Genomic DNA, 25,198 nt, shown 5'->3' with positions numbered 1-25,198 from the left:
CATGATTGCTTGTTTAGCATTGTAAGCACATCAAACCCGCTCGATCACTATTGCAATTCCCTGGCCGACGCCGATGCACATGGTGCACAAAGCGTAGCGCCCACCGCTACGATGCAGCTGATACATCGCGGTTGTCACCAGCCGCGCGCCGCTCATGCCGAGCGGATGCCCCAATGCTATCGCGCCGCCGTTCGGATTCACACGCGGATCGTTGTCCTGCAAGCCCAGCATGCGCAGCACCGCCAGCCCTTGCGCGGCGAATGCCTCATTCAATTCGATCACATCCATCTGCTCCAGCGTCATGCCCAATTGCTGCAGCAACTTCTGGGTTGCGGGCGCCGGGCCGAGGCCCATCACGCGCGGTGCGACGCCAGCGGTTGCCATGCCGACAATGCGCGCTTGCGGCGTCAGGCCGTGCCGTCTGGCAGCGGCTTCACTGGCCAGCAACAGCGCACACGCGCCATCGTTGATGCCCGAGGCATTGCCTGCGGTCACGCTGCCGTCCGGGCGCACCACGCCTTTCAATTTCGCCAGCGTTTCCATGCTGGTTGCGCGCGGGTGTTCGTCATGCGTGACAGTAACTGGCTCGCCTCTTTTCTGCGGAATGATGACCGGCGTAATTTCTTGCGCGAAGATGCCGTTGTATTGCGCGGCAGCAGCCTTGGTCTGACTGGCGACGGCAAACAAATCCTGATCTTCGCGGCTGATGCGGAACTCGGTGGCGACGTTTTCGGCCGTCTGCGGCATCGCCTCGACGCCGTATTGCGCTTGCATCAGCGGATTGACGAAACGCCAGCCCATCGTGCTGTCGAAAATTTCTGCGTTGCGCGCAAAGGCGCTATCGGCTTTGCCCATCACGAACGGCGCACGCGTCATCGATTCGACGCCGCCGGCGATCATCAGGTCAGTGTCGCCGCAGCGGATCGCACGCGCGGCAGTACCTACCGCATCCATGCCTGAGCCGCACAGACGATTGATGGTGGAACCCGGCACTTCCTGCGGCAGGCCCGCCAGCAACGCAGACATGCGCGCCACGTTGCGATTGTCTTCACCCGACTGATTGGCGCAGCCATAAATCACATCCTGCACGGCGGCCCAATCCAGTTTGGGATGACGGGCAATCAATGCGCGCAGCGGGATTGCGCCAAGGTCGTCGGCACGGACATCTTTCAAGGCACCGGCATAGCGGCCGATCGGGGTGCGCAGTGCGTCGCAAATATAGGCTTGGTTCATCAGATGTCCAAATAAGAAAATGGATGGGTCGCTCAAGCGACATTAACAAGGTTTACTTCGAGGGCTTACTTAGCCACAGAATGCAGTTTTTTGTAGGAGCGCACCTGGGCGCGATCAACGGCTGCAGTCTGGCGACTACTTTCGCGCCCGGGTGCGCTCCTACAAAATCGCAGCATCTCACTCTTAATTTCCTTGCCGGCTGAATAGTTACTGTGGTGTTAAATAAATAGGGAGTATGAATAAAAACACATCATTTCCCGCATATATTTAAATACAATTAAATATATACGCAAGCCAGTATGCATTACGGCCGGAGCGCACCGGCTGGCAGATCAACGCTTGGCGGCATTGCTTCTGCCGCAAGTCGAAACAGGCTGGTGGCCTCAAGGTCGAGCACCTCCGCGCCACGCTGGTTCTGCATGATCCACTGCCAGCGAATGATCCCCAGCCAGGGTTTTGCCGCTGATCTGCGCGACTCATGGACCAGCACGCTTAGGGTCAGCAGATCGCCGGGGCGCACCGGATGCGGCCACTTTACATAGTTCAGGCCGGGCGATGCATACGATTCGGAACCGTTCAGAATGTGGTTGCTGACCAGCCCCATCGCCATTGCACAGGTATGCCAGCCGCTGGCGATCAAGCCACCCCAAGGCCCTTGTTCCGCCTGCATCGGATCGGTATGAAACCACTGCGCATCGTACTTGCGGGCAAAGGCAAGGACTTCTTCGGCATCGACTTCCACCGGGCCTAGGGTGATGCGCTGGCCGCTGCTCAGATCTGCGAATTTCATGAGGCGACCTGATTGAATTGAGGGGCGCGTTTATCCTTGATGGCGGCCAGTCCTTCGCGCGCATCCGCATGACCAAAGCCCATGATCTCGGCATTCAAGGATGCTTCAAAAGCCGGCCAGGCGGCGCGCAACCAGTGATTGAGCGAACGTTTCGTGTGGGCCAGTGCGCTCTGGCTGCCTGCCGCCAGCTTTTGCGCAATCTCCAATGCCTGGTCTTGCAATTGTTCGGCATCGACTGCGAGGCTGACCAGGCCGATCCGTTCCGCTTCCTCGCCGCTGACCGTTTCACACAGCAATAAATAATATTTTGCCTTGGCCATGCTGCACAACAGCGGCCAGATCAGGGCCGCATGATCGCCGGCAGCCACCCCCAGTTTGGTGTGTCCGTCGATCAGTTTGGCGCTGCGCGAGGCCACCGAGATATCGGCCAGCAATGCCACCGCCAATCCGGCCCCGACTGCCGCGCCATTGATCGCAGAAACAATCGGCTTGTCGCAGTCGATGATGCCCTGCACCAGTTCACGCGCCTCGCGCATGACGCGCATACGTGACTGCTCGGAGTGCAGCATGTCTTCCACCATGTCCAGCGCACCGCCGGCACAAAATGCCTTGCCTTCACTGCGCACCAGGACAACCTTTACCTGCGGATGCGCATTCAGCGTGCGCCAGATGGAAGCCAGCGCACCGTGGCCTTGCGCATCGGTCACCGGCATCCCGCCTGCCGGTTGAAATATCAGATGCGCAATGCCGTCATGGTCGATCTCGACGCGAAAATTGATGGTGTCTACGGGAATGGAAATGTTCATGTTGTCTGCCTTTCGATCCAGTAGCGATGTTGCAGCAAGGGGCTGATACGGTAGCGTTCGCTACGGTACGCGGCAAATAAATTGTTGAGCAGATGGACGGTGTAATCAACGCCAATCTGCTGCAGCCATTCAAACGGTCCGGCCGGATAATTGGTGCCGAGCTTCATCGCCAGATCGGCGCTCGCTGCGTCGCAGACGCCTTGATGCACCGCATCGGCACCTTCATTGATCAGCATCGCAATCGTGCGTGCGATCAACAGACCCGGCACATCGCGCATCACGATCGCTTGCAGGCCGCAGGCGGCCAGAGTGGCCGCGATGCCGGCCTGCGCTTCAGACGACACATCTGGAGCAAATGCAATCCCGATTGCGTCGCTGCGTTCGGACAGCAGCGGCAGATCGATGACTGCCAGTTGGCTGATGTTGCGTTCACTGGCAAGTTGGGCGGCGCTGCGGCCATCGGTCAGATGCAATTCCGCGTCGCCGATCCGCAAGCCTTTCCAGTCGCTGTCGGCCACATGGGAAAACGCCAGTTGCCTGCTATTCAACCAGTTCGCCAGCTTTTGGATGATTGCCGTATTTCCCATTACTTCTATCGGCAATCCTGGATTGCTGACTGGTAGATTCGGCACCGGGGCTGGTGCTCCCTCGTAGAAACCCTGGCCCACTTTGCGCCCCAGACGGCCGCCGTCAACCAGTGCTTTCTGCACCAGCGACGGTAGATAGCGGCGGTCGCCGTAATTGGCATCGAACACCGAGACCGTCACCGCGTAGTTGATGTCGTGCCCGATCAGGTCCATCAGTTCGCACGGCCCCATCCGGAACCCGGCGCTGCGTGCCGCCCGATCGAGTTGGGCCGGCGTGGCGGCCTGTTCCTGCAGCAAGGCCAGCGCTTCCGCATAGAACGGCCGCGCAATCCGATTGACGATGAAGCCCGGCGTCGATTTTGCATGCACCGGCGTCTTGCCCCAGCGACGCGACAGATCGACAATCGCATCGGCGACGCCGGCGGCAGTCTCCGCGCCGGAAACCACCTCGACCAGCTTCATCAGGGGCACAGGATTAAAGAAATGCATGCCGACCACCCGCTCGGGATGCCGCATGCCATTGGCGAGTGCGGTAATCGACAGGGACGAGGTATTCGACGCCAGGATGGTATGGCGGCCGACGTGCGTTTCCAGTTCGCGCAACAAGGCTTGCTTGGCTTGCAATTGCTCGACGATCACTTCCACCACCAGTGCGGCCTCGGCCAGATCGGCTAGCGTATCGACCGGCACAATGCGCGCCAGAATCGTTTCCCGCTCGAGCGCGGACAGGCGTCCCTTGCCGACCAGGCCAGACAGTGCTGCAGCAATATTGTCATGGGCTGCGCGGGCCGCATCCGGGCGCGCATCCATCAAGCGCACCGGATGCCCGGCCGCCGCAGCGACTTGCGCGATACCCGCGCCCATGGTGCCGGCACCGATTACGCCCACCAATTGCTGCATGGCCGGTTGCGTATTGATTGGATATTCTGTTGTCATAGGAATCGGCTCTTTCGTCTCTGTCATGACTTCACCCAGGCGGCCGGACGTTTGGCCAGGAATGCCGCAAATCCTTCGCGTGCTTCCGGCGTCGAGCGTACCCGTGCAATCGTTTGCGCGGTCAGTTCACGCACCGCTGCATCCACCTCGGCTACCGCGAGCTGACCGTATAGCAGCTTGATCTCGCCCAATGCTTTGGGCCCATTGGCCAGCAATTGCACGATGGTTTTTTCAATCGCAGCGTCCAGCTGATCCGCCGCCACGACTTCATGCACCAGCCCGATCTCGGCGGCGCGTGCGGCGTCGATCAGTTCTGCGGTCAATGCCAGCCGCAGCGCCTGGCGCTTGCCCACTGCATTGTTCAGGTAGGGGCCGATCACGGACGGCAGGATGCCGAACTTTGCCTCGCTCACCGCAAAGCGCGCCTGCGGCACCGCGAACACAATGTCGCAGGCGCAGCAGAGGCCGACACCGCCGCCATAGGCTGCGCCCTGAACCCGTGCGATGACCGGCTTGGCGCAAGTCTGGATCAGCTGCATCATGCGGGCAAAGCGCTGCGCATCGGCCAGATTGGCCTGCTGCGAATTATTGCTGGCGCGCTCCATCCAGCGCAGGTCCGCGCCGGCGCTGAAGGCGCGGCCTTCGGCGGCCAGCACCACCACCCGGGTAGCGTGCGCATTGCTGAGTGCGTCGAATACAGCGCTCAACTCGGCGATCATTGTTTCGTCGAACGCATTCAGTGTTTCCGGTTTGGCGAGCGTGACCTGCGAGACGCCGCGCCCGTCGGTCGCCAGTTTGAGCGTTGTGTAATTTGAATCAGCCAACATGACTCCTGCTAACAATTGAACGTAAAAAATAGACGGGCTCAGTAGGTCTCGACATGGAAACGCCCTTCCCTGACCATCTTGCCGTGCAGCGACGGCCAATCCATGCCGACCGCGCTGCAACTTTCGCGCAGTGCTTCCATGACGCCGGTCTCCATGCCTTTCAGGCCGCAGATATAGATGTAGCTGTCGCCATTGAGCAAATCGGTCACTGTGCTGCCGGCTTCGCGTATCTTGTCCTGCACATACGCGCGCGGCTGATTTTCCACCCGGGAAAAAGCCAGATGCATGTCGATGAAGCTGGTCGGCAGCTTCAGCAGAGGGCCGAAATAGGGCAACTCTTCCGGCCGGCGCGCACCGAAAAACAGCATCAGCTTGCCCCCTTTTGACTGCCCTTTTGTCACCAGGCGACGCCGGTGCTCGGTCATGGCGCGCATCGGGGCCGAGCCGGTGCCGGTGCAAATCATCAGAATATTGGCGCCAGGTTGGTTCGGCATCAGATAATTGGCGCCGAACGGGCCGGCAACCTGGACGCTATCGCCTTTTTGCAGATCGCATAGGTAATTGGAGCCGACCCCGCGCACCGGATGACCTTCATGGTTTTCCACCACGCGTTTGACGGTCAGCGCCAGGTTGTTGTAGCCGTCGCGCTCGCCCTCGCGCGGGCTGGCAACCGAATACATGCGCAGGTAATGCGGCTTGCCGCCGGCATCGACGCCGGGCGGAATGACGCCGATCGACTGCCCTTCCAGAATCGGGAAAAACTGGGTGCCGAAGTCCAGCACGATATGGTGAATATCGCTTTCCATATCCGCTGCGGTAAGGCGGTAATTGCCCGCCACCGTTGCCGTCACCGGATTTTTCAGCGTGTACAAATTGATGTAGGGATGCGCCGCCGACCACGGCGCGATGGTAGAAGAGGAAGATGTGGCTGCGTTGATTTGCAGCCCTTCAATCGTCACCTTCGCAGCGTCATCCTGAGCAGAACTGACCAGCGCGTCGTCCGATATTTCCTGTTGCGCTGGCAACTCATCCCAGCCGAATTGTTCTGCCAGCGAATACGCCGCATTTTTCGGCACGGTTCTCCAGTGGTCAATCGAACCGGTTGGGCACGGCGAAATGCACGCCATGCATCCATTGCAAAGATCCACGTTGACCACGTAATTGCGGCTGTCGTGCGTGATGGCATCGACCGGGCAAGTTTCTTCGCAGGTATTGCAGCGAATGCAAACCTCAGGATCGATTACATGTTGTCGTATCAATACGATTGATTCGGGAGCGTTCATCGGGTGCCATCCATATGGTGCGCATTAGTGCAGCCTAGTGCGGACAAAATCAAACAGGGTTGACCGATCAATTAGCGATCAATGCCGGGCAACCCTGTTCTGCCTAGTTGAAGCGGACGTACTCGTAATCGATCGCTTGCCGATTGATGCCCACCGGCGGCGGCGCAATCCAGTTGGCAAATTTGCCCGGCTCGATCACGCGCCCCATCAGCGATGCGACATAGGCACGGTCTTCCTCGCTAGGCAGCCAGTTGCGCGCATTGGCAGCCCATTCCACTTCTGAAATTACTCTGCCATCAGGTGAGATGCGGGTATCTGCAAACGCACCGATATGACGGTTGAATGCCTTGTGCGGCGCGGTCAGACGAAAGCTCAATCCTGCCTTCTCGATCACCCGATTCCAGCGCCCGATGCCGGCCACTGCGTCCCGGATGTAATCGTCGCGCAGCACTTCATTGAGCGAATTCAGCAGCGGGACTTCACGCTCCGCCAGTGCGCCGTTGGCAATCTCAAGAATGTGGTAATGGCCATCCTTCAACAGATGGTCATCATCGCGCTTGGTTTCTTCATAGCGGCCTTTCAGGCCCGCACTATAGAAAGTCGCCGCATTCGAGGACTGGTCGGCGCCAAACAAATCAATCGTGACGCTGAAATGGAAGTTCAGGTAACGCTGGATGGTTGGCAGGTCGATCACGCCCTTGGCGCGCACTTGCGCCGGATCTTCGATGCCGAACTCTTTCATGACAGCGCAAGTACGGGCAACCACGCGTGAAATCCCGGATTCGCCGACGAACATGTGATGCGCTTCTTCAGTCAGCATGAAGCGGCAGGTGCGCGACAGCGGATCGAAGCCGGATTCGGCCAATGCGCACAACTGGAACTTGCCGTCACGGTCGGTGAAGTACGTAAACATATAGAACGCCAGCCAGTCCGGCGTCTCTTCATTAAATGCTGCGAGGATGCGCGGCTTCTCTGCGTCGCCGGAATTGCGCTGCAGCAGTGCTTCCGCTTCTTCGCGGCCGTCGCGGCCAAAATGCTTGTGCAGCAGATACACCATCGCCCATAAATGGCGGCCTTCCTCGACATTGACTTGAAACAGATTGCGCAGATCGTATTGCGATGGCGCGGTCAGACCCAGATGGCGCTGTTGTTCGACTGACGCCGGCTCGGTATCGCCTTGCGTGACGATCATGCGGCGCAGATTGGCGCGGTGCTCGCCGGGCACGTCCTGCCAGGCAGCCATGCCTTTATTCTCGCCGAAATTGACTTTGCGTCCTTCCTCGGCTTGCGCCAGGAAGATGCCCCAGCGATAGTCCGGCATCTTCACATGGCCGAAACTGGCCCAGCCCTCTGGCGTAACACTGACAGCGGTACGCAAATACACGTCATGGCCGCTCGAGTTATCCGGGCCCATGTCGCGCCACCAGTTCAGGTAGTTAGGCTGCCAATGCTCCAGCGCACGCTGCAATGTCTTGTCTTCGGACAGATTGACGTTGTTTGGGATTAGTTCACTGTAATCAATTGTGCTCACGGTAAATTCCTTTAATCAGGGTTATTGCAAGAGTTGATAGCGTCAATCTTTAAACGCGGTTCATATCGAATTTGGCCTTGTTGCCGCTGCCATAGACCTTCAGCGCGCCCAATTCACCCACCGCATTCGGACGGATAAAAATCCAGTTTTGCCAGGCGGTCAAACGGCCGAAAATGCGTGTTTCCATGGTTTCCTTGCCATTGAAGCGCAGATTGGCTTCCAGCCCGGTCAAGGCATCGGGCGACATGCTGGCGCGCTCTTCCAGCACCATGCGGGTTTCATCGGCCCAATCCAGGTCATCCGGATCGGTAGTGATCATGCCCAGCGCCAGAGCCTGACCTGCATCAAGTGATTGCCCGATGGTGTTGCGCACCGCAGCGATCTCAGCCTCGTCTTCATAGAAGCGGCGTGCGATGCGCGATTGCGCGGTGACCATCGGCAAGCTGCCGAAATTAAGCTCGGATACGGCGATCCGCGGTGCCTGCTCCGGTGTCGATGGCAGGGCAAGCATGTAGCTGCGGTCGGCCGCCAATGCAATTTCGAGCAAGCTGCCGACAAAGCAGGAACCTTCGTCGATGAATGCAAACAGCGAGCGCGACGACACATCGAGCCGGGCCAGCGTGCGGCGCAAAAAGCCGATGGTTTCGCGCACCAGCCAGTGCGATTTATGCGCCAGCAACGTGGCGTCGCTGGCAAGGACTGCTTGCGCATCGCCGCGGGTCTTCAGGATCCAGGTACCGAGCTCGAGTTCATTGGTGCGCAGGTGCAAAATCGCGTCGTCGAGTTCTCGCGCCATCTGCAATGGCCACCATTGCACGCCTGCGGCTTCGATGCCAGCGATATCGGTTGGCTGCGGCGCAGTGGGCGCCTTGACGGTCAGCGTCGCATGGCGCGCATCACGATCCATCACGATGCCGACAAATTCATAATCGATCGTGGTGTCGGTCTGGGTCCGGTGCAAAGGCGTCAGCTTGACGCCCTTGCCGTCTGCCGGACGGTCGCTGTTGGCGGCCAGCGCCAACGCACGGTCACGCACGGTTTGCTGAAACTGCGCCGGTGTCGCGATCTCATCCACCAGACGCCAGTCTTTGGCGCGCTGTCCGCGCACGCCTTCGGAAGTGGTGCAAAAAATATCGGCATGGTCATGGCGCACGCGGCGCTTGTCGGTCAGGCGTGTCAGCCCGCCGGTGCCGGGCAAAACGCCCAGTAGCGGGACTTCCGGCAAGCTCACGGAAGAAGCGCGATCATCGACCAGAATGATTTCGTCGCAGGCGGCAGCCAGTTCATAGCCGCCACCGGCGCAAGCGCCATTAACCGCAGCAATGAATTTCAATCCGGAATGCCGGCTGGAATCTTCCAGGCCATTGCGCGTTTCATTGGTGAACTTGCAAAAATTGACTTTCCACGAATGGGTTGATTTGCCCAGCATGAAGATGTTGGCGCCCGAACAGAAAATCCGGTCCTTGCCGCTGGTGAGGATCACCGTGCGCACTTCCGGATGTTCAAAACGAATCCGCTGCACCGCGTCATTGAGTTCGATGTCGACCCCGAGGTCATAGGAATTGAGCTTGAGCTTGTAACCTTCCTTTAAGCCGCCATCCTCATTGATGTTCATGGTCAGTGTGGCAATCGGTCCGTCGCAGGCAATGGACCAATGTTGATAACGCTCAGGTGCGGTTTGATAGCTGATTTGCGGCGAGGTATTCATGGCACTCCACGTAGGCATTAAGATACATTGAAAAAAATCTATATACGCAATATATTGCATATAAATTCTACAGTCAAGCATCAAAATGCATTTTTTTGCATTCACTATAAAAAATAGTATTTTGGCCGCGGTGATGGGAATGACGCCGTGCAAGCCGGCAAGTAATGCAAATAATGGACAGCTACGCAATGGCAGCCGGCACATTATTAAGGTACTGGGGGGATTTTTTGACTTTGGTTTGAATCGTGCGCAGCGCAGGATGGCGGGCTTCGCAAGCGCAGCGCCAATCTGGCTAACTACGGTATGTATTTATGAATACGCATTACATATATGCGGAGAATGGCATATTTTCTCATATACTCCTGCATATTTCTTGAATGTGCAGGCTGGGCTAACGCCTTATTAGCCACCATCGCAGCCCAACATTGTGCTGATCAGCCACCGTGCGACACTTAATAGAAAACCTTGTCCTGCACCAGGACGGAGCCGCGCAATTGGTCTACCAGCCCCATAAAAGCCGCTTCCTGCGTGATGTCACTGGTATTGAACACGGCATCGGCCTTGGAATAAAACTCTGCGCGGCTTTCCATGATGCGTTTCAAATCCTCCATCGCTTCACGGTTGCCGAAGGTCGGTCGGGTGTCGCCCTGGGCCAGCACGCGCGCCATATGATCTTCCGGGGATGCCTGCATCCAGACTGTGTAGGTATGCGAAAGCAGCAAGTTGAAGGTCGCAGGCTCCGAAACGATGCCGCCCGGCGTGGCAATCACCGCGCGTGGAAAGCGCCGTATCACGTCTTCCAGCGCGCGATATTCATAGCGTCGATACGCGCTTGGGCCATACAAACTATAAATTTCTGAAATGCTGCAACCCGCCAGCGTTTCGATCTGCCGGCTCAGTTCGATGAACGGCACCACCCAGTTGTCTGCCAACATTTGCCCCAGCGTCGATTTGCCTGCGCCGCGCAAACCGATCATCGCCACCCGCTGACGGCGTGCCGATTCGCTGGTCGGCGCATCAAAAACGCCCGCCAGCGCGGCGCGGCCCTTGGCCAGCTCGGTCTCTGAGCGGCCACGGAGAATTTCGCGAATCATCAGCCATTCCGGCGACGACGCAGTTTCATCGCCGATCGCTTCGGCCAGCGTGCAATTGAGCACCGAGGTGAGCTGGCGCAGAAACTGCACCGTGACATTGCCCACGCCGGATTCCAGGTTGGCAAGATGGCGCTCGGACACATCGGCCATGCGCGCCAGCGCCTTGCGCGTCAGGCCGCGCCGCGCCCGCAGGATTTTCAAGCGCTCGCCGAGCGCAATCAGGAATGGATCTTTGCGTTGCTCTGAGTTATCTGTCATAAAAATTGCCATAAAAAATTATCAATTCATCCCGCGCTTTTTAAACCGCTTTTGTAAATACAAGCATGCATCAGCAGGCCAGCAAATTATATGCGCAATGCATGCATATATGCTTGACACAAGCAAAATAATGCACATATACTTATTCAAATATGCATTATAAATCCTGTAACGCAAGCACTTGATGCACTATAAATCACAAGCGCATTTCCCGGAGAATTAAACGTGGATATAAAAGTGGATATAAACGGATTTCAGTTGCTGATTGCCCGTCTGACCGGAGAAATTGCCGGGGTTCCGCTGGGGTCAATGCTTGAGGCGCACCTCAATGCGGAGCATGGTTCCAAAAGCGATTTGTTCGAAGCGATTTTCGCTGCCTGCAAGATTGGCGTCAAGGATGGCTGGATGTGCAATCGGGAAGGTGCCGGCATACGTTACGGCCGCGTGCTGAAGGCCACCGAGGCTACCCACGGTTTCAGCGTCGACGTGGTCGAGATGGAGAATGTGGCCGGCCCTTACCATGTCCATCCCAACGGCGAGATAGATTTGATCATGCCGCTGACGCAGGGCGCCTGCTTCGACGCCAACCCGGCCGGCTGGTGCGTCTATGAACCCGGCAGCGGACATCGCCCGACTGTCGCCAAAGGGCGCGCTCTAGTGCTGTATCTGCTGCCGCAAGGCGCAATCGACTTTACGCCTGAAGCGGCGTAATCGCACCATTCGATCCTGCTGGCCGATTCCCCATTTTTTGATTGCATTCACATGATCCCTCTCTCCCATCTTCCCCATCTTCCCAACTATTTAAGCGGCGTCTGGCAACCTGAATCAGGCCGCAGCGCTACCTTGCTTGATCCGGTCACTGGCCAGCCGCTTGCCACTGCGGGCGGGCCTGCCGCAGGTTTGGATGCAGGATTTGCTTTCGCCCGCACCCAAGGCGCACCCGGGCTGCAAGCAATGTCTTATGGTCAACGTGCCGGCATGCTGGGCGAGATATTGAAAGTGCTGCAAGCCAATCGCGACGCCTATTACGATATCTCGCTAGCCAATTCAGGCACCACCAAAGCCGATTCCGCGGTCGATATCGAAGGCGCGGCATTTACGCTGGGCTATTACGCAAAGATCGGCGCTGGACTGGGCGACGTCCGCACGCTGCTCGACGGCGCTGCGGCGATGCTGTCGAAAGATCAGCTATTTCAATCGCAACACATCCTGACGCCAGTACGCGGTGTCGCGCTGTTTATCAATGCATTCAATTTCCCGGCCTGGGGCTTGTGGGAAAAAGCGGCGCCGGCCTTGCTGTCAGGGGTGCCGGTCATCATCAAGCCGGCCACGGTCACCGCCTGGCTGACCCATCGCATGGTGGCCGACGTGATCGCCGCCGGCATTTTGCCTGCGGGTGCGCTGTCCATCGTCTGCGGCAGTTCCGCCGGCCTGCTCGACGCATTGCAGCCATTCGATGTGTTGTCATTTACCGGCTCGGCCGATACCGCTGCGCTGATCCGCTCGCACGCCGCCATCTCGCGCCATTCGGTGCGCGCCAATATCGAGGCCGACAGCTTGAATTCGTCGATGCTCGGTATCGACGCCGCACCGGGAACCGCCGCGTTCGAGCTTTACGTCAATGAACTGGTACGCGAAATGACCACCAAGAGCGGGCAACGCTGCACCGCGATTCGCCGCGCGCTGGTTCCCGCACAATTTTTCGATGCGGTGGCCGAAGCGGTCGGCGCCAAACTGGCGCAGGTCAGTGTCGGCAATCCGCGCAATCCGGAAGTGCGGATGGGCTCGCTGGTCAGCCGCGAGCAGTTTGACAGCGTACAGGCAGGCATTGCCCAACTGTCCAGCGAAGCCAGCGTTCTGTATGACGGCAGCAAGCAGGCGCTGATAGATGTCGATCCTGCCATCGCCGCATGCGTTGCGCCCACCTTGCTGGGCGTGCGCGATGCGGATCAGGCCGTGCTGGTGCACGACCATGAAGTATTCGGACCGGTATCGACCTTGCTTGGCTATCGCGATACCGGACATGCGCTGGCGCTGGCCCATCGCGGCCTGGGGTCGCTGGTGGCCTCCGTATTCAGCGCAGATAGCGCGTGGATGGCGCAGGTCGGACGCGAACTGGCCGGCACCCATGGCCGGGTTCACATAGTGAGCCCCGATGTCGGCAAAACCCATACCGGTCACGGCAATGTGATGCCCGCATCGATCCACGGCGGACCGGGTCGCGCCGGCGGCGGCGAGGAACTGGGCGGCTTGCGCGCACTGGGTTTTTACCACCGCCGCGCGGCACTGCAAGGATCGTCCGTCACGCTGCAGCAACTGGCGCCCACCGCAGCACACTGGAACGTTTGAGAAGTTGATGAAATTTTAGCGCGCGGCATGTGGCATGCGATGCGCAACAACAGGAGATGAAATGCCGGATTTATCTACAGCTGACCATCGGGTAAGCCCGCCAGTCATCGATATTCCGCGTTGCTACAACGCGGCGCATGACCTGATCGAACGCAATCTGCAGGCAGGCCGCAAAGACAAGCCTGCATTCATCGACGACAACGGCGCATACACCTACGGCGAAGTTGCGCATAGAAGCTCCGCATTCGCGAATGTACTCGGTCAACTGGGCGTAGTGGCCGAGCAGCGCATTCTCTTGTGCATCCATGACACGATCGATTTTCCGACGGTTTTTCTGGGTGCGATCAAGGCTGGCGTGGTGCCGATTGCGGTCAATACGCTGCTGACCCAGGGTGATTACGAATACATGCTGACCGACAGCGCGGCCAGAATTGCGGTGGTTTCAGCCGCGCTGCTGCCGCTGTTCCAGCCATTGTTGGGCAAAGTGCCGACGCTGGAGCGCATTCTGGTCGCCGGCAGCAAGCAAGTCCCGGATGGGCTTACCCCGCTGCTGGAACAGGCCAGCGGCGACTTTGCAGTCGCAGCCACTTCCAGCGATACGCCCTGCTTCTGGCTCTATTCGTCCGGCTCCACTGGCGCGCCCAAGGGCACCGTGCATGTCCATTCCAGCCTGATCCAGACCGCAGAACTGTATGCACGGCCGATCCTAGGAATCAACGAGAACGATGTCATCTTCTCAGCCGCCAAGCTGTTCTTTGCTTACGGGCTCGGCAACGGTCTGACGTTTCCCATGGCGGTTGGCGCCACGGCGGTGCTGATGGCTGAACGTCCGACGCCGGCCTCGGTCTGCGCGCGCCTGCGCCAGCATCAGCCCAGCATTTTCTGCGGCGTGCCTACTTTGTACGCCTCCATGCTGGCCAATCCGGAGCTGCCGGCTCGCGACGAACTCACGCTGCGTCGTTGCATCTCTGCCGGCGAAGCGCTTCCCGAAGAAATCGGCAAACGCTGGTCGAGGCACTTCGGCCTGGATATTCTGGATGGCATCGGCTCCACCGAAATGCTGCACATCTTTCTTTCCAACCGCGTTGGAGAAGTCCGTTACGGCACCACCGGCAAGCCGGTTCCCGGCTATGCGGTGCGATTGGTCGATGAAGAAGACAAGCCGGTGGTGCGTGGCGAAGCGGGTGAACTGCATATTTCCGGCCCCACCAGCGCCACCCTTTACTGGAACAACCGTGAAAAATCGCGTCACACCTTTCTCGGCGGCTGGACCCGCAGCGGCGATAAATACCATGAAGACGAAGATGGGTATTTCGTCTATGCCGGCCGCAGCGATGACATGCTCAAGGTCAGCGGCATTTACGTCTCGCCGATTGAAGTCGAATCGGCATTGATCGGTCACGCTGCCGTGCTGGAAGCCGCCGTGGTAGGAAAGGAAGACGACGACAAGCTCATCAAGCCGATTGCCTATATCGTGCTGAAACCGGGCATTGTGCCTTCGCCCGAGCTGGAGGCGGAATTAAAGGCGCATGTAAAAGGCTGCCTGGCGCCCTACAAATACCCGCGCTGGATGAAGTTCGTCGACGAATTGCCAAAAACCGCAACCGGAAAGATACAGCGCTTCAAGTTGCGCGCCGGAGCCGCCTGACCTGAATCACAGCAGCGGCCCGAGATCCCACAACTAACCTGGTACCGAGACAATGAATACTGCAATAGCTATCCTCTGCGATGAACATCGTTCCATCGCAGCAGTTCTCAAGGGGCTGCTGGACCACGTTACACGGGTCAAAGACGGCACAGAAGCGCCCGACTTCGCGCTGTTCGGGGCGATGTTCGACTACATCGAAGTGATACCGGAGCGGGTCCATCATCCGAAGGAAAACGAATATTTGTTCCGCTTTCTGCGCATACGCGATCCCGAGTCGGCACCGATTCTCGATCTTCTCGAAGCCCAGCATGAAACGGGTGGCGAATTGCTTGAAGCTCTGCGCAAGCAACTTGCCGCCTATCGCGACGGCGGCGCGCTTGCGCCTTTCGATCTGGCCCTTACCGCGTATGCCGAGTTCAATTGGGATCACATGAGCAAGGAAGAAAATATCGTCATCCCGAGAGCGGAAAAATACCTGACGCAAGCGGACTGGCAAATCATCGGCGCAGCTTTCGCCACCAACCGCTATAGCGCCTGGTAGCAATGCATGGAACACGAAAAGGAACCATCTGCGATGCGTTCAGATATGCACAATAGCGGCGTCCAGTTTGCCGATATCCAATGGCGCAATAGCCCGCTCAGGCTGGAGTATCAATGGATCGGCGCCAGGCATTCCGACTACCCGGTAATCGTATTTCTGCATGAGGGCCTGGGTTCGATCGCGCTCTGGAAAGATTTTCCCGAGACTTTTTGCCGGACGCACGGCTTTACCGGACTGGTGTTTTCACGCTACGGCTACGGTCAATCGACACCAAGGCCGGCAACGGAGAAGTGGCCAGTCAGCTTCATGCATGCGCAGGCGCATCAGGTGCTGCCGGCCTTTTTTTCGCACCTGGGTATTGCACATCCCTGGCTGTTCGGCCACAGCGATGGCGCTTCGATCGCCCTGCTGTATGCGTCGCGTTTTTCGGAAAATCTGAGCGGAATTGTGGTCGCCGCCCCGCATATTTTTGTCGAAGATATTACCGTCGCCAGCATCCGCGTCGCTCGGGACGTCTATCTGACGAAAAATTTGCGCGCCAGGCTGGCGCAATACCATGCCGACGTCGATTCGGCTTTCTGGGGCTGGAACGATATCTGGCTTGACCCCGAATTCCGTGCATGGAATATCGAAAACGATCTCACCAGCATCACCTGCCCGGTGCTTGCGATTCAAGGCGAAGACGACGAATACGGCACCCTCGAACAAGTCTACGGAATTCAAAGAAAAATTCCGGCTGCACAGATTGTCGTGCTACCGCAATGCGGCCACTCACCGCATCGCGATCAGCCAGAAGCACTCAGCCAGGAAGTTGCGCATTTCATTACCCACAGAGTTTAAAAAACCACATAAGCAGGAGACAACATGCAACTCAATTTCAAACTTCGTTTCAAACCTACCCAATTCGCCGTGGCAGCCGCAACATTATTTCTGGCCAGCCAGGTTCATGCGCAAACTGCGCCAGTGAAGGTCGGCCTGATGCTGCCGGCGACCGGCACCTACGCCGGTCTCGGCACGATGATCGAAAATGGCTTCAAGCTGTATGTCTCTGAACAGGGCGGCAAACTGGCCGGGCGGGAAATACAGTATTTCAAGGTCGACGATGAATCCGCCCCGGCAAAAGCCATCGATAACGTCAACAAGCTGATCAAGCGCGATCAGGTCGATGTGCTGGTCGGCACCGTGCATTCCGGCGTGGCGCTCGGCATGGCCAAGGTTGCCAAGGAAACAGGAACGCTGCTGATTGTGCCGAATGCCGGCGCCAATGCGATCACCGGCGCAATGTGCGCGAAAAATATTTTCCGTAGTTCGTTCTCCAGTTGGCAGTCCGGTTTTGCAATGGGCAAGGTGGCCGCCGAGCGTGGACACAAAAAAATCATGACGATTACCTGGAACTACGCGTTCGGCAATGAGTCGGTGGAAGCCTTCACCGAGGGATTCGAGAAGGCCGGCGGCAAAGTGACGCAAAACATGACGTTATCGTTTCCGAATGTAGAGTTCCAGGCAATGCTGACGCAGATTGCAGCGCAGAAGCCGGATGCAGTCTATGCATTTTTTGCCGGTGGCGGCGCGGTCAAGTTCGTCAAGGACTATGCCGCGGCCGGGTTGAACAAAACGATTCCGTTATACGGCCCCGGCTTCCTGACAGACGGCACGCTGGAAGCGCAAGGCGACGCAGCGCAGGGAATGTTTACCACCCTGCACTATGCGGACAATTTGAATACGCCGCGCGACAACGCATTTCGCCTCAGCTTTGCGAAAGCCTACAAGGTCAATGCCGATGTGTATGCAGTACAGGGCTACGATGCCGCGCAAATGCTGGCGGCTGGCCTGAAAGCGGCTGGCGGCGATATCAAGAAACAGGACAAGGTCATCGCCGGCATGGCGGCGGCGCAGATCGATAGCCCACGCGGAAAATTCACCATCTCGGCTGCACATAACCCGGTTCAGGATATCTATCTGCGTCAGGTCAAAGCCAACAATAACGAAATCAAGAACGTCGCGATCAAGGCACTGGCTGATCCGGCCAAGGGCTGCAGAATGTAATGTTTTGGCAGCATGGACATGGGCGGCAGCGGCACCGCTGCCGCCCATGCTGCCAATGCTACCCAAGCCCATCTTACGAGCGCGCACCGGTTGTTCGCATCGGCCCTATTGCTACCTGGAATCACCATGGATATCTCTACGTTTCTGGCGCAGTGTTTGAACGCTGTGCAATATGGCTTGCTGCTGTTTCTGGTGGCGAGCGGTCTGACCCTGATTTTCGGCATCATGGGCGTGATCAATCTGGCCCATGGCAGCTTTTACATGATAGGCGCGTACATGGCGTTCGGGCTGGCGCCTTTCTTCGGCGATCAGTTTTTACTGCAACTGCTGGCAGGGGTCGTGCTGGCCGCCTTGTTCGGTTTCGTACTGGAATGGCTGTTTTTCAGCTACCTGTATCAGCGGGACCACCTGCAGCAGGTGCTGATGACGTATTCGCTGATCCTGGTGTTCGAGGAAGCGCGCAGCCTGCTGGTCGGCAACGAAGTACACGGCGTCAAAGCGCCCGAGTGGCTGTCCGGCAGCATCCAGCTCGGCGACTTGATGAGCTATCCGGTATACAGCCTGTTCGCATCGGCGGCCTGTCTGGTGGTGGCAATCGGACTGTATTTTGTGGTCAACCGCACACGGCTGGGCATGATGATCCGGGCCGGCGCCAGCAACCGCGACATGGTGCGCGGCCTGGGCATCAATATCAAGCTGTTGTACCGGATTGTGTTTGCCGCCGGCGTGGCGCTGGCGGCACTGGCCGGCATGATTGCCGCGCCCATGACCTCGGTTTATCCGGGCATGGGCGGGCAGATCCTGATCATCTGTTTCGTGGTGGTCGTCATCGGCGGCATCGGTTCCATTTCTGGCGCTTTGATCGCGTCATTGCTGGTGGGTTTTGTCGACACCTTCGGCAAGGTATTTTTCGCCCAGTTCAGCGGCCTTAGCGTGTACCTGCTGATGGCGCTGATTCTGATCTGGCGTCCCGAAGGCTTGAAAAGCAAAGGATACTAAAATCATGGCCATATCGTCCCTCTCAAGTCCGGCAATCGCACCTTCCCACAACAGTATCCGGCATTGGTTGCTGCCAGTAGCTGGCGCGGTCGTGCTCGCCGCGCTGCCGATGTTTTTGTCGTCCTATCTGCAGGATCTGGTGCTGAAGATCGTGATTTACGCAATCTTCGCGTTAAGCCTGGAACTGCTGGTCGGCACCACTGGCCTGATCAGCCTTGGGCACGCCGCTTTCTTTGGCATTGCCGCTTACATCACGGTGCTGGCATCGTCCGATGCTTCGGCTTCCTCGATCGGCTGGCTGTTGCCGCTGGCAATGCTGGGCGCCGGCGCTTATGCGCTGTTCGTCGGTGCGCTCAGTTTGCGTACCAAAGGCGTGTATTTCATCATGGTGACGCTGGCGTTTGCACAGATGGCTTATTTCGTATTCCACGATACGGCACTCGGCGGCGGCAGCGATGGCATTTTCCTGACTTTTCGGCCGGCGTTGCGCATCGGCGACTTCACTCTGCTAGACCTGGAAAAACCGCGGCACATGTATTTTTTTGCGATCGGCTGTCTGGCGGCAAGCTACGCGCTGCTGGCGATGATGCAGCGCTCCCGCTTCGGCCATGCGCTCGCCGGCATCCGTGCCAACGAGCAGCGCATGCGGGCAACCGGTTACAACACGTATAACTACAAACTGGCAGCGTTCGTCATCGCTGCCATGCTGGCCGGGCTGGCCGGGTTCTTGATTGTTGCAAAAAATGGCATTGTGAATCCGGAGCTGTTGTCATGGCATGAATCCGGCGCGGTGCTGCTGATGATTATTCTGGGTGGTTTGGGCAGCTTGCGCGGCGCCATCATTGGCGCAGTGGCGTTCATCTTGCTGAAAGAGTTTTATTCATCCGAGGCGATCTTCGGCCAGATCGCGCATAGCTGGCAAATGACGCTGGGGTTGACGATGATATTTTTTGTCGCCGTCATGCCCAATGGTCTGATCGGCTTGCTCGCGCAATGGCAGCGCAGCAGAGCCGGCCAGCGCCTTTCACTTTCAACGCCCCACCGCCCCAACGACAAGGAGGCACCTCATGATTAATCCTGCGCGCGCTCAAGTACTGGCTGCAGCAGCGCCGCTGTTGCAAGCGGCGGCGCTCACCCGTCGCTTTGGCGGCCTCGCGGCTGTCAACGGGGTGTCGGTAGATTTGCATATCGGTGAGGTGCATGCGGTCATCGGCACCAATGGCGCGGGCAAATCCACCCTGATCAACATGTTGTCCGGCGAAATTGCGGCCTCTAGCGGCGCAATTACATTGAGCGGAATCGATATTACCGGATGGTCGCAAGCGCGCCGTGCGCGTTCCGGCATCGGTCGCAGCTATCAGCGCACCACCATATTTCCAAAGTTTACGGTGCTGGAGAACTGCCGCCTGGCCGCGCAAGCTGCGGCGCAACGGCCCTGGTTGTTATGGGAGGCGGCAGCAATATGCCCGCATAGCGTGGAGACTGCGTGGCATGCGCTTGAATCTGCCGGCTTGCACGATTTCGCGCATCTTATCGCCGGCACCATCAGCCACGGTCAGCAGCGCCAGCTGGAAATTGCCATGTGTCTGGCCACCAATCCCAAGGTATTGCTGCTCGATGAGCCGCTCGCAGGCATGGGTGCAGAAGAAACGGATCGCATGTTATCGATGCTTGAGAGGCTTAAAACTGCGCATGCGATTTTGCTGGTCGAACACGACATGGATGCAGTGTTTCGCGTGGCCGACCGCATTACTGTGATGGTCAACGGGCAAGTCATTGCGACTGACGCGCCGGACAATATCCGCAACAACCACGACGTCAAAGTGGCCTACCTGGGCGAAACGCATTCAGCTTAAGGCAACCATGCTAAAAATTAAATCTCTCAATACCTACTACGGTGACAGTCATATTTTGCATGGCGTCGATCTTGAGATTCCGGCAGGAAAAGCAGTCGGACTGCTGGGCCGCAACGGCATGGGCAAGACCACGCTGATCCGCAGCTTGATGGGCTTCGTGCCGGCGGCATCAGGCCAAATAGCATGGCGTGGCAAAGATGTCACCGGCCACACCCCCGAACGCATGGCGCGCCTGGGCATCGGCTACGTTCCGGAAGGCCGGGGGATCTTCCCCAATCTTTCAGTCAGAGAAAATCTGGTGATGAGCGCGCGGCCTGGGGCTGCAGGCCGATGCGACTGGACCTACGATCGGGTGCTGGAAACCTTTCCCAGGTTAACCGAGCGGCTCGACCACGGCGGCCAACAGTTGTCTGGCGGCGAACAACAAATGCTATCCATTGGACGGGCGCTGATGACGAACCCCGATCTGCTGATCCTTGACGAAGCCACCGAAGGGTTAGCGCCGCTGATCGTCCTGGAAATCTGGCGCGTGATCAGACAAATAAGTCAAACCGGCATCAGCACGCTGATCGTGGACCGTAACTATCACTCTGTTCTGTCCCATACCGATGTGGCGGTCATCATGGAAAAAGGGAAAATCGCGCTGGCCGGCGAATCGGCAACGCTATTGAATGCCGCCGATAAGCTGTCACGCTATCTTGGCGTTTAGACGCCCATCTTCGAGCATCAACACTTTGTCGGAGCAATCCGGGCAACCTGATTTCAAGAGGATCTTTTATGCGTGTGCTATCAAATCATATTGCGATACGTGTCATCCAGGATGAGCACGATCGGTTGTCGGCCGTAATCCATGGCATGCAGCATTTCGTGCGTGCTATCAACAACGCAGGGAAGGCGCCGGACCCCAAGGTGTTTCGGGCAATGCTGCTTTACATTAGCGAGTATCCGGAGCAAGTACATCATCCGAAAGAAGATCAATACCTGTTTGCACGATTACACGAGCGCACCAATCAAGTCAATCAGACTCTGGATGAACTTGCGTCCCAGCACATGCAAGGCGAGTCGCAGGTGCGCGCACTGGAACGCGCACTGACGCACTATGAACTTGAGGGCGCCGCAGCATTCCAGTCATTTTTTGACATGGTGGAAACCTATTCAAAATTCTATTTTGGTCATATGAAATTGGAAGAAGATGCGATTCTTCCCGCCGCCATTAAGTTCCTGACGCCGGATGACTGGGCCGTCATCGATGCGCAGTTTGCTGACAATCAGGACCCGCTTGCCGGCGCTGAATACCAGGAGAGCTTCGACCAGCTGTTCTCACTGATTGTGAACATCACACCTGCGCCGCTTGGGTTGGGGCCATTACCACACTGATGCTACGCAACTTGCCCGCAAAAAAGGAACGGAGTGGAGTGCGTCGGAACAGTGGCCCAGATTACGGGGGATTCAACGACTGCCTGCATTAATCGGAGTATATTTTATTTTCGCAATTAATATATGCGCGTATTGCCATAAAAATGGCAATACTCCTTTCTTTTTAAAAACCCGTTGATCCTGAGAATGCTCTACCAGCCTTGTCTTGACGCGCCATAAATTTTGACAACATCAAATCCATCGAAGCCACGGGCATTGACAAAACGCAAATTAATATTCATGCATTAATCCATAATTTGTTGCAGTACAAATGCTCCACAACAGGCAATGCAGCATCTTGGCGGCGCGCGATTTACCACCATAAAGAAGAATCGTCCGCTTGCTGGAGCGTGTTTACAACATTTGGCAAAATAACCTTATTTTGGAGGCATTTCATGAAAAAAACATTTGGCGGTCTTGCAGCAGCGGCTTTGCTGAGTTTCGTTGCAACGGTCTCGTTTGCGCAAACGGAGGCGCCGAACGATGCCCAAATCGCAGGTATCGTTGTTGCTGCGAACACGGTTGATATCAACGCCGGAAAGCTTGCCAAGTCCAAGTCACAGAACAAAGAAGTTAAGGCCTTTGCGCAGCGCATGATTACTGACCATACCAGCGTCAACAAATCGGCGTCGGCGCTGGTTAAGAAACTTAAGGTAAAACCTGAGGACAGCCCGACCAGCAAGAGTCTCAACGACGACGGCGCCGCGAACCTGAAAAAACTTAAAGGTCTCAAGGGCGCTGAATTCGACAAAGCATATGTCGATAATGAAGTGACTTATCACCAGGCTGTGCTGGATGCCATCGACAAGACTCTCCTGCCAAACGCGAAAAATGCTGAATTAAAAGATTTACTGACAAAAACTCGTCCGGCATTTGACGCGCATTTGCAGCATGCGATGAAGGTACAGACGTCACTGAAATAAGTCATTGCTGTGCTCGCTTTAACACCCCCGGGCAATAAACACCCGCGTTACACCGGGGGTGCATTGTTATTGGCTGTTGCACTGTTTAGCGCAGGTCACGGATCGCATGCGGTTGCGAAACCGAAGGTGCATACCGTCATCATCGAGGCAATGCAGTTTTCCCCGCAGGTTATTGCGGCAAACGCTGGCGATACAATTGTGTGGACAAACAAAGATATCGTTGCGCATACCGCTACCGCACAAAATCGCAGTTTCAACTCCGGCGAGATTGCGCAGAACCGTTCCTGGAAATTCAAGGTACGCAGGAAAGGCGTCTTCCCGTATGTTTGTACGTTTCATCCGACGATGAAAGGAAATCTGGTTGTCAAATAGGGGACCAATTGAGCACCAATTTCTTGCCCTGAATTCGCATGGCGTGTATCACTACAGAAGGAAGAGTACTCATGAAAATTGCGATTATTGGAGTCACCGGCCGCGCCGGCTCCCGCATTGCCGCAGAAGCGCTTCGCCGTGGCCACATTGTCACGGGCATTGTCCGTTCGCCAGAAAAAGCGGATGTGCCCGAAGGCGTGACCGTACAAAAAAGTGATGCCACGCAACCGGAGCAGCTGACTCCACGCTTGCGCGGTCACGACGCGGTTATCAGCGCGGCCACTTTTCAAGTGCTGAAGGCGGCCCCGCTACTTCAGGCGGTCAGGGCATCCGGCGTGAAACGCCTGCTGGTCGTGGGAGGTGCCGCCAGCCTGGAAGTCGCTCCGGGAACGTTGCTACTCGACAGCCCGACTTTCCCCGAGGAGTACAAGGTGGAAGCCATCCCGGGCAAGCAATTCCTCGATGACCTGCATGCTGAAACGGAGCTGGATTGGACCTTCCTGTCCCCACCCGCCATGTTTGCGCCAGGCGAGCGCACCGGCAAGTACCGCGTTGGCACAGACCAGCTGCTGTCAGATGAAAGCGGCCAAAGCCGCATCTCGATGGAAGACTACGCGGTGGCCATGATCGACGAACTTGAGCGCCCGCAGCACGTCCGCCAACGCTTCACGGTCGCCTATTGAGCGATAAATCAGGATTGAACCGCCCGAGCAGGGTGCGAAACATACTGCTTTTCGTATTGCTTTTTATCGTGGAAACAGCACAGATGGGATGATGAGAAAAGAGCTCGCTAATTCGCTACTGAGTAACCGGCCCTCTCATAGCGGCCAGAGAGGGCAAGCGTTTATTAACGTATTGCAATAAAATCTGACTACGGAACTATGACAATATCAGGACATCATTTCTGCGACTGGCATTGTCTAGGCGTGAATTAAATTTTGTTTATGCCACAAGTTTTTATGCCGCCAGTGCCACTCATGGTTGCATTGCAAGCACTTGGTGTTGATTAATTCTTCCTCCCAGTCCCACTTGCGATAAGTGCCTCCGAGCACAACATCGCCATCTTTCACAGCGCTGCGAAGGATTTCGCTTAACGTATCGACGCTGCCATAGATTATCTCTACACCACTGGCCTGCCTGCAGTTCGGGCATATTTGTTTTGTTTTGTTTTCTGTCATGTCTCTCTCCTTTTTTTTATAACAAAATACAGCCAGGAGAAAATATCATTTCAGAATAACTGTGTAGTGATATTGCTCAAGAAGATGATGCTTACATAGCATGCGATTCGTTGTTTTTGAGCTTGTTTGAAACAGCGTTCGCTAAGGTGAGCAGGCGCATCTTGTTCACACTTTATATAGAGATCTATTTCGCAACAAACAAGTTCACCGACATACTCGCGACAAATACCGTTCCCATCTGAACGCCCATAAACGCACAGGAGCCAACATCAAACTTCAGATAAAAGATACGGCCAGACATTTTCTATCCCGAGATGGAGTTGACAGTGGTGGGCGTTCGCTTGAAAGCATATTGGCATGGTCGGACGATGCGCTTGAATTCCAGCATGATTTCATTCAGTGGCTCTTTCCGCTTGAGGAGCCGAGCAGAGTCAATGCAGACGCGCCCGTGCTAACCCGAAACGAGTGCAGCGAGCTTGGCCATGACCCCAAAGTCCTCGCTGGTCTGCGAGACGGGTTCAGCCGGATGTTGCGTTTCTATGGCCTTGAGTGGAGCGGCGCAGACATCATCAAGTCCGCCAACTGGCATGCGCGTTGTTCGAATTGGGCCTGGACGCCGACCCACAATGACTTGCGAATTACCCGAATACTGCATTCACTGAATTTATTTGGATTGAACGCCGAAGCGCAGGCATTTTTAAGCTTCCTGGAGAATATGGTTCTGGAAAATTCCTTGAGCTCCAGCCGCAAGGTTGCACTGGCTTACTGGCAGAACGCAGTGAAGTTTTAACGTCTTCCCAAGGGGCCCGGGAAACGT

At 56.9% G+C, this 25,198-nt stretch carries 25 protein-coding genes; 15 read left to right on the top strand and 10 right to left on the bottom strand.

Going from position 1 to position 25,198, the window contains the following annotated elements; all coding sequences use genetic code 11:
* Positions 1-30: 30 nt before the first annotated feature.
* From pcaF to FKCLFG_RS03865, 9 genes are all read right to left on the bottom strand, one after another.
* Positions 31-1,233 carry a 3-oxoadipyl-CoA thiolase gene (gene pcaF, locus FKCLFG_RS03905; RefSeq protein WP_472614923.1) on the bottom strand — a complete coding sequence of 401 codons (1,203 nt, stop codon included), beginning with the start codon at positions 1,231-1,233 and terminating at the stop codon, positions 31-33.
* Positions 1,234-1,537: 304 nt separating this feature from the next.
* Complete coding sequence (locus FKCLFG_RS03900) at positions 1,538-2,023, bottom strand: MaoC family dehydratase (RefSeq protein ID WP_472614922.1); 486 nt, start codon at positions 2,021-2,023, stop codon at positions 1,538-1,540.
* On the bottom strand, positions 2,020-2,829 hold the full coding sequence (locus FKCLFG_RS03895) for an enoyl-CoA hydratase/isomerase family protein (RefSeq protein ID WP_472614921.1): 810 nt from the start codon (positions 2,827-2,829) through the stop codon (positions 2,020-2,022). The genes FKCLFG_RS03900 and FKCLFG_RS03895 overlap by 4 nt, the downstream gene beginning before the upstream one ends.
* The gene (locus tag FKCLFG_RS03890) at positions 2,826-4,352 is read right to left on the bottom strand and encodes a 3-hydroxyacyl-CoA dehydrogenase (protein ID WP_472614920.1); all 1,527 of its coding nucleotides are present in this window, start codon (positions 4,350-4,352) and stop codon (positions 2,826-2,828) included. Before FKCLFG_RS03890 ends, FKCLFG_RS03895 begins: the two co-directional genes overlap by 4 nt.
* 23 nt (positions 4,353-4,375) lie before the next feature.
* Complete coding sequence (locus FKCLFG_RS03885) at positions 4,376-5,176, bottom strand: enoyl-CoA hydratase-related protein (protein ID WP_472614919.1); 801 nt, start codon at positions 5,174-5,176, stop codon at positions 4,376-4,378.
* Between the two features lie 41 nt (positions 5,177-5,217).
* Positions 5,218-6,462, bottom strand: a complete 1,245-nt coding sequence (gene boxA / locus FKCLFG_RS03880; protein ID WP_472614918.1) for a benzoyl-CoA 2,3-epoxidase subunit BoxA — start codon at positions 6,460-6,462, stop codon at positions 5,218-5,220.
* Between the two features lie 103 nt (positions 6,463-6,565).
* Positions 6,566-7,993 (bottom strand): benzoyl-CoA 2,3-epoxidase subunit BoxB, encoded by a 1,428-nt coding sequence (gene boxB / locus FKCLFG_RS03875; protein WP_472614917.1) that lies wholly within the window; start codon positions 7,991-7,993, stop codon positions 6,566-6,568.
* Positions 7,994-8,042: 49 nt separating this feature from the next.
* Positions 8,043-9,701, bottom strand: a complete 1,659-nt coding sequence (boxC, locus tag FKCLFG_RS03870) for a 2,3-epoxybenzoyl-CoA dihydrolase (protein ID WP_472614916.1) — start codon at positions 9,699-9,701, stop codon at positions 8,043-8,045.
* Positions 9,702-10,153: 452 nt separating this feature from the next.
* Positions 10,154-11,053, bottom strand: coding sequence for a helix-turn-helix transcriptional regulator (locus FKCLFG_RS03865; RefSeq protein ID WP_472614915.1), 900 nt, complete (start codon positions 11,051-11,053; stop codon positions 10,154-10,156).
* Between the two features lie 237 nt (positions 11,054-11,290).
* On the opposite strand from FKCLFG_RS03865, the gene FKCLFG_RS03860 reads away from it, so the two are divergent.
* The 14 genes from FKCLFG_RS03860 to FKCLFG_RS03795 all read left to right on the top strand — a co-directional run bounded on the left by FKCLFG_RS03860 (position 11,291) and on the right by FKCLFG_RS03795 (position 23,886).
* The gene (locus FKCLFG_RS03860; protein ID WP_472614914.1) at positions 11,291-11,764 is read left to right on the top strand and encodes a 4-hydroxylaminobenzoate lyase; all 474 of its coding nucleotides are present in this window, start codon (positions 11,291-11,293) and stop codon (positions 11,762-11,764) included.
* Between the two features lie 51 nt (positions 11,765-11,815).
* A complete protein-coding gene (locus FKCLFG_RS03855) occupies positions 11,816-13,402 on the top strand; it encodes a 3,4-dehydroadipyl-CoA semialdehyde dehydrogenase (protein WP_472614913.1) in 1,587 nt (528 codons plus the stop codon).
* Between the two features lie 61 nt (positions 13,403-13,463).
* The gene (locus FKCLFG_RS03850) at positions 13,464-15,050 is read left to right on the top strand and encodes a benzoate-CoA ligase family protein (protein ID WP_472614912.1); all 1,587 of its coding nucleotides are present in this window, start codon (positions 13,464-13,466) and stop codon (positions 15,048-15,050) included.
* 52 nt (positions 15,051-15,102) lie between these two features.
* Positions 15,103-15,591: a hemerythrin domain-containing protein gene (locus FKCLFG_RS03845; protein ID WP_472614911.1), complete on the top strand. Its 489-nt coding sequence runs from the start codon at positions 15,103-15,105 to the stop codon at positions 15,589-15,591.
* Positions 15,592-15,624: 33 nt separating this feature from the next.
* Complete coding sequence (locus tag FKCLFG_RS03840) at positions 15,625-16,431, top strand: alpha/beta fold hydrolase (protein ID WP_472614910.1); 807 nt, start codon at positions 15,625-15,627, stop codon at positions 16,429-16,431.
* A 24-nt stretch (positions 16,432-16,455) separates the two neighbouring features.
* Entirely contained in the window at positions 16,456-17,637 is a 1,182-nt protein-coding gene (locus tag FKCLFG_RS03835; RefSeq protein WP_472614909.1) for an ABC transporter substrate-binding protein, read from the top strand.
* Positions 17,638-17,763: 126 nt separating this feature from the next.
* Positions 17,764-18,636, top strand: coding sequence for a branched-chain amino acid ABC transporter permease (locus FKCLFG_RS03830; protein ID WP_472614908.1), 873 nt, complete (start codon positions 17,764-17,766; stop codon positions 18,634-18,636).
* 4 nt (positions 18,637-18,640) lie between these two features.
* Complete coding sequence (locus FKCLFG_RS03825) at positions 18,641-19,711, top strand: branched-chain amino acid ABC transporter permease (protein WP_472614907.1); 1,071 nt, start codon at positions 18,641-18,643, stop codon at positions 19,709-19,711.
* On the top strand, positions 19,704-20,492 hold the full coding sequence (locus FKCLFG_RS03820; protein WP_472614906.1) for an ABC transporter ATP-binding protein: 789 nt from the start codon (positions 19,704-19,706) through the stop codon (positions 20,490-20,492). Before FKCLFG_RS03825 ends, FKCLFG_RS03820 begins: the two co-directional genes overlap by 8 nt.
* A gap of 7 nt (positions 20,493-20,499) precedes the next feature.
* Positions 20,500-21,201, top strand: a complete 702-nt coding sequence (locus FKCLFG_RS03815) for an ABC transporter ATP-binding protein (RefSeq protein WP_472614905.1) — start codon at positions 20,500-20,502, stop codon at positions 21,199-21,201.
* Between the two features lie 68 nt (positions 21,202-21,269).
* A complete protein-coding gene (locus tag FKCLFG_RS03810; protein ID WP_472614904.1) occupies positions 21,270-21,869 on the top strand; it encodes a hemerythrin domain-containing protein in 600 nt (199 codons plus the stop codon).
* 434 nt (positions 21,870-22,303) lie between these two features.
* A complete protein-coding gene (locus FKCLFG_RS03805; protein ID WP_472614903.1) occupies positions 22,304-22,831 on the top strand; it encodes a DUF4142 domain-containing protein in 528 nt (175 codons plus the stop codon).
* A gap of 9 nt (positions 22,832-22,840) precedes the next feature.
* A complete protein-coding gene (locus FKCLFG_RS03800) occupies positions 22,841-23,203 on the top strand; it encodes a cupredoxin domain-containing protein (RefSeq protein ID WP_472614902.1) in 363 nt (120 codons plus the stop codon).
* Positions 23,204-23,274: 71 nt separating this feature from the next.
* A complete protein-coding gene (locus FKCLFG_RS03795) occupies positions 23,275-23,886 on the top strand; it encodes an NAD(P)-dependent oxidoreductase (RefSeq protein ID WP_472614901.1) in 612 nt (203 codons plus the stop codon).
* 237 nt (positions 23,887-24,123) lie between these two features.
* Here FKCLFG_RS03795 and FKCLFG_RS03790 read toward each other — a convergent pair whose 3' ends face one another.
* A complete protein-coding gene (locus FKCLFG_RS03790; RefSeq protein WP_472614900.1) occupies positions 24,124-24,381 on the bottom strand; it encodes a hypothetical protein in 258 nt (85 codons plus the stop codon).
* 352 nt (positions 24,382-24,733) lie between these two features.
* Between FKCLFG_RS03790 and FKCLFG_RS03785 the strand changes: the two genes are divergently transcribed.
* Positions 24,734-25,171 carry an opioid growth factor receptor-related protein gene (locus FKCLFG_RS03785; RefSeq protein WP_472614899.1) on the top strand — a complete coding sequence of 146 codons (438 nt, stop codon included), beginning with the start codon at positions 24,734-24,736 and terminating at the stop codon, positions 25,169-25,171.
* The last annotated feature ends 27 nt before the right edge of the window (positions 25,172-25,198 follow it).

This window comes from Gelidimonas denitrificans (genome assembly GCF_055694065.1).
This window is presented reverse-complemented; position numbering and strand designations above follow the sequence as displayed.

Bases quoted from the DNA above. Each gene is read 5' to 3' on its own strand.
- pcaF (WP_472614923.1), bottom strand. From the start codon at position 1,233: ATGAACCAAGCCTATATTTGCGACGCACTGCGCACCCCGATCGGCCGC.
- FKCLFG_RS03900 (WP_472614922.1), bottom strand. From the start codon at position 2,023: ATGAAATTCGCAGATCTGAGCAGCGGCCAGCGCATCACCCTAGGCCCG.
- FKCLFG_RS03895 (WP_472614921.1), bottom strand. From the start codon at position 2,829: ATGAACATTTCCATTCCCGTAGACACCATCAATTTTCGCGTCGAGATC.
- FKCLFG_RS03890 (WP_472614920.1), bottom strand. From the start codon at position 4,352: ATGACAACAGAATATCCAATCAATACGCAACCGGCCATGCAGCAATTG.
- boxA (WP_472614918.1), bottom strand. From the start codon at position 6,462: ATGAACGCTCCCGAATCAATCGTATTGATACGACAACATGTAATCGAT.
- boxC (WP_472614916.1), bottom strand. From the start codon at position 9,701: ATGAATACCTCGCCGCAAATCAGCTATCAAACCGCACCTGAGCGTTAT.
- FKCLFG_RS03865 (WP_472614915.1), bottom strand. From the start codon at position 11,053: ATGACAGATAACTCAGAGCAACGCAAAGATCCATTCCTGATTGCGCTC.
- FKCLFG_RS03855 (WP_472614913.1), top strand. From the start codon at position 11,816: ATGATCCCTCTCTCCCATCTTCCCCATCTTCCCAACTATTTAAGCGGC.
- FKCLFG_RS03850 (WP_472614912.1), top strand. From the start codon at position 13,464: ATGCCGGATTTATCTACAGCTGACCATCGGGTAAGCCCGCCAGTCATC.
- FKCLFG_RS03845 (WP_472614911.1), top strand. From the start codon at position 15,103: ATGAATACTGCAATAGCTATCCTCTGCGATGAACATCGTTCCATCGCA.
- FKCLFG_RS03840 (WP_472614910.1), top strand. From the start codon at position 15,625: ATGCGTTCAGATATGCACAATAGCGGCGTCCAGTTTGCCGATATCCAA.
- FKCLFG_RS03835 (WP_472614909.1), top strand. From the start codon at position 16,456: ATGCAACTCAATTTCAAACTTCGTTTCAAACCTACCCAATTCGCCGTG.
- FKCLFG_RS03830 (WP_472614908.1), top strand. From the start codon at position 17,764: ATGGATATCTCTACGTTTCTGGCGCAGTGTTTGAACGCTGTGCAATAT.
- FKCLFG_RS03825 (WP_472614907.1), top strand. From the start codon at position 18,641: ATGGCCATATCGTCCCTCTCAAGTCCGGCAATCGCACCTTCCCACAAC.
- FKCLFG_RS03820 (WP_472614906.1), top strand. From the start codon at position 19,704: ATGATTAATCCTGCGCGCGCTCAAGTACTGGCTGCAGCAGCGCCGCTG.
- FKCLFG_RS03815 (WP_472614905.1), top strand. From the start codon at position 20,500: ATGCTAAAAATTAAATCTCTCAATACCTACTACGGTGACAGTCATATT.
- FKCLFG_RS03810 (WP_472614904.1), top strand. From the start codon at position 21,270: ATGCGTGTGCTATCAAATCATATTGCGATACGTGTCATCCAGGATGAG.
- FKCLFG_RS03805 (WP_472614903.1), top strand. From the start codon at position 22,304: ATGAAAAAAACATTTGGCGGTCTTGCAGCAGCGGCTTTGCTGAGTTTC.
- FKCLFG_RS03795 (WP_472614901.1), top strand. From the start codon at position 23,275: ATGAAAATTGCGATTATTGGAGTCACCGGCCGCGCCGGCTCCCGCATT.
- FKCLFG_RS03790 (WP_472614900.1), bottom strand. From the start codon at position 24,381: ATGACAGAAAACAAAACAAAACAAATATGCCCGAACTGCAGGCAGGCC.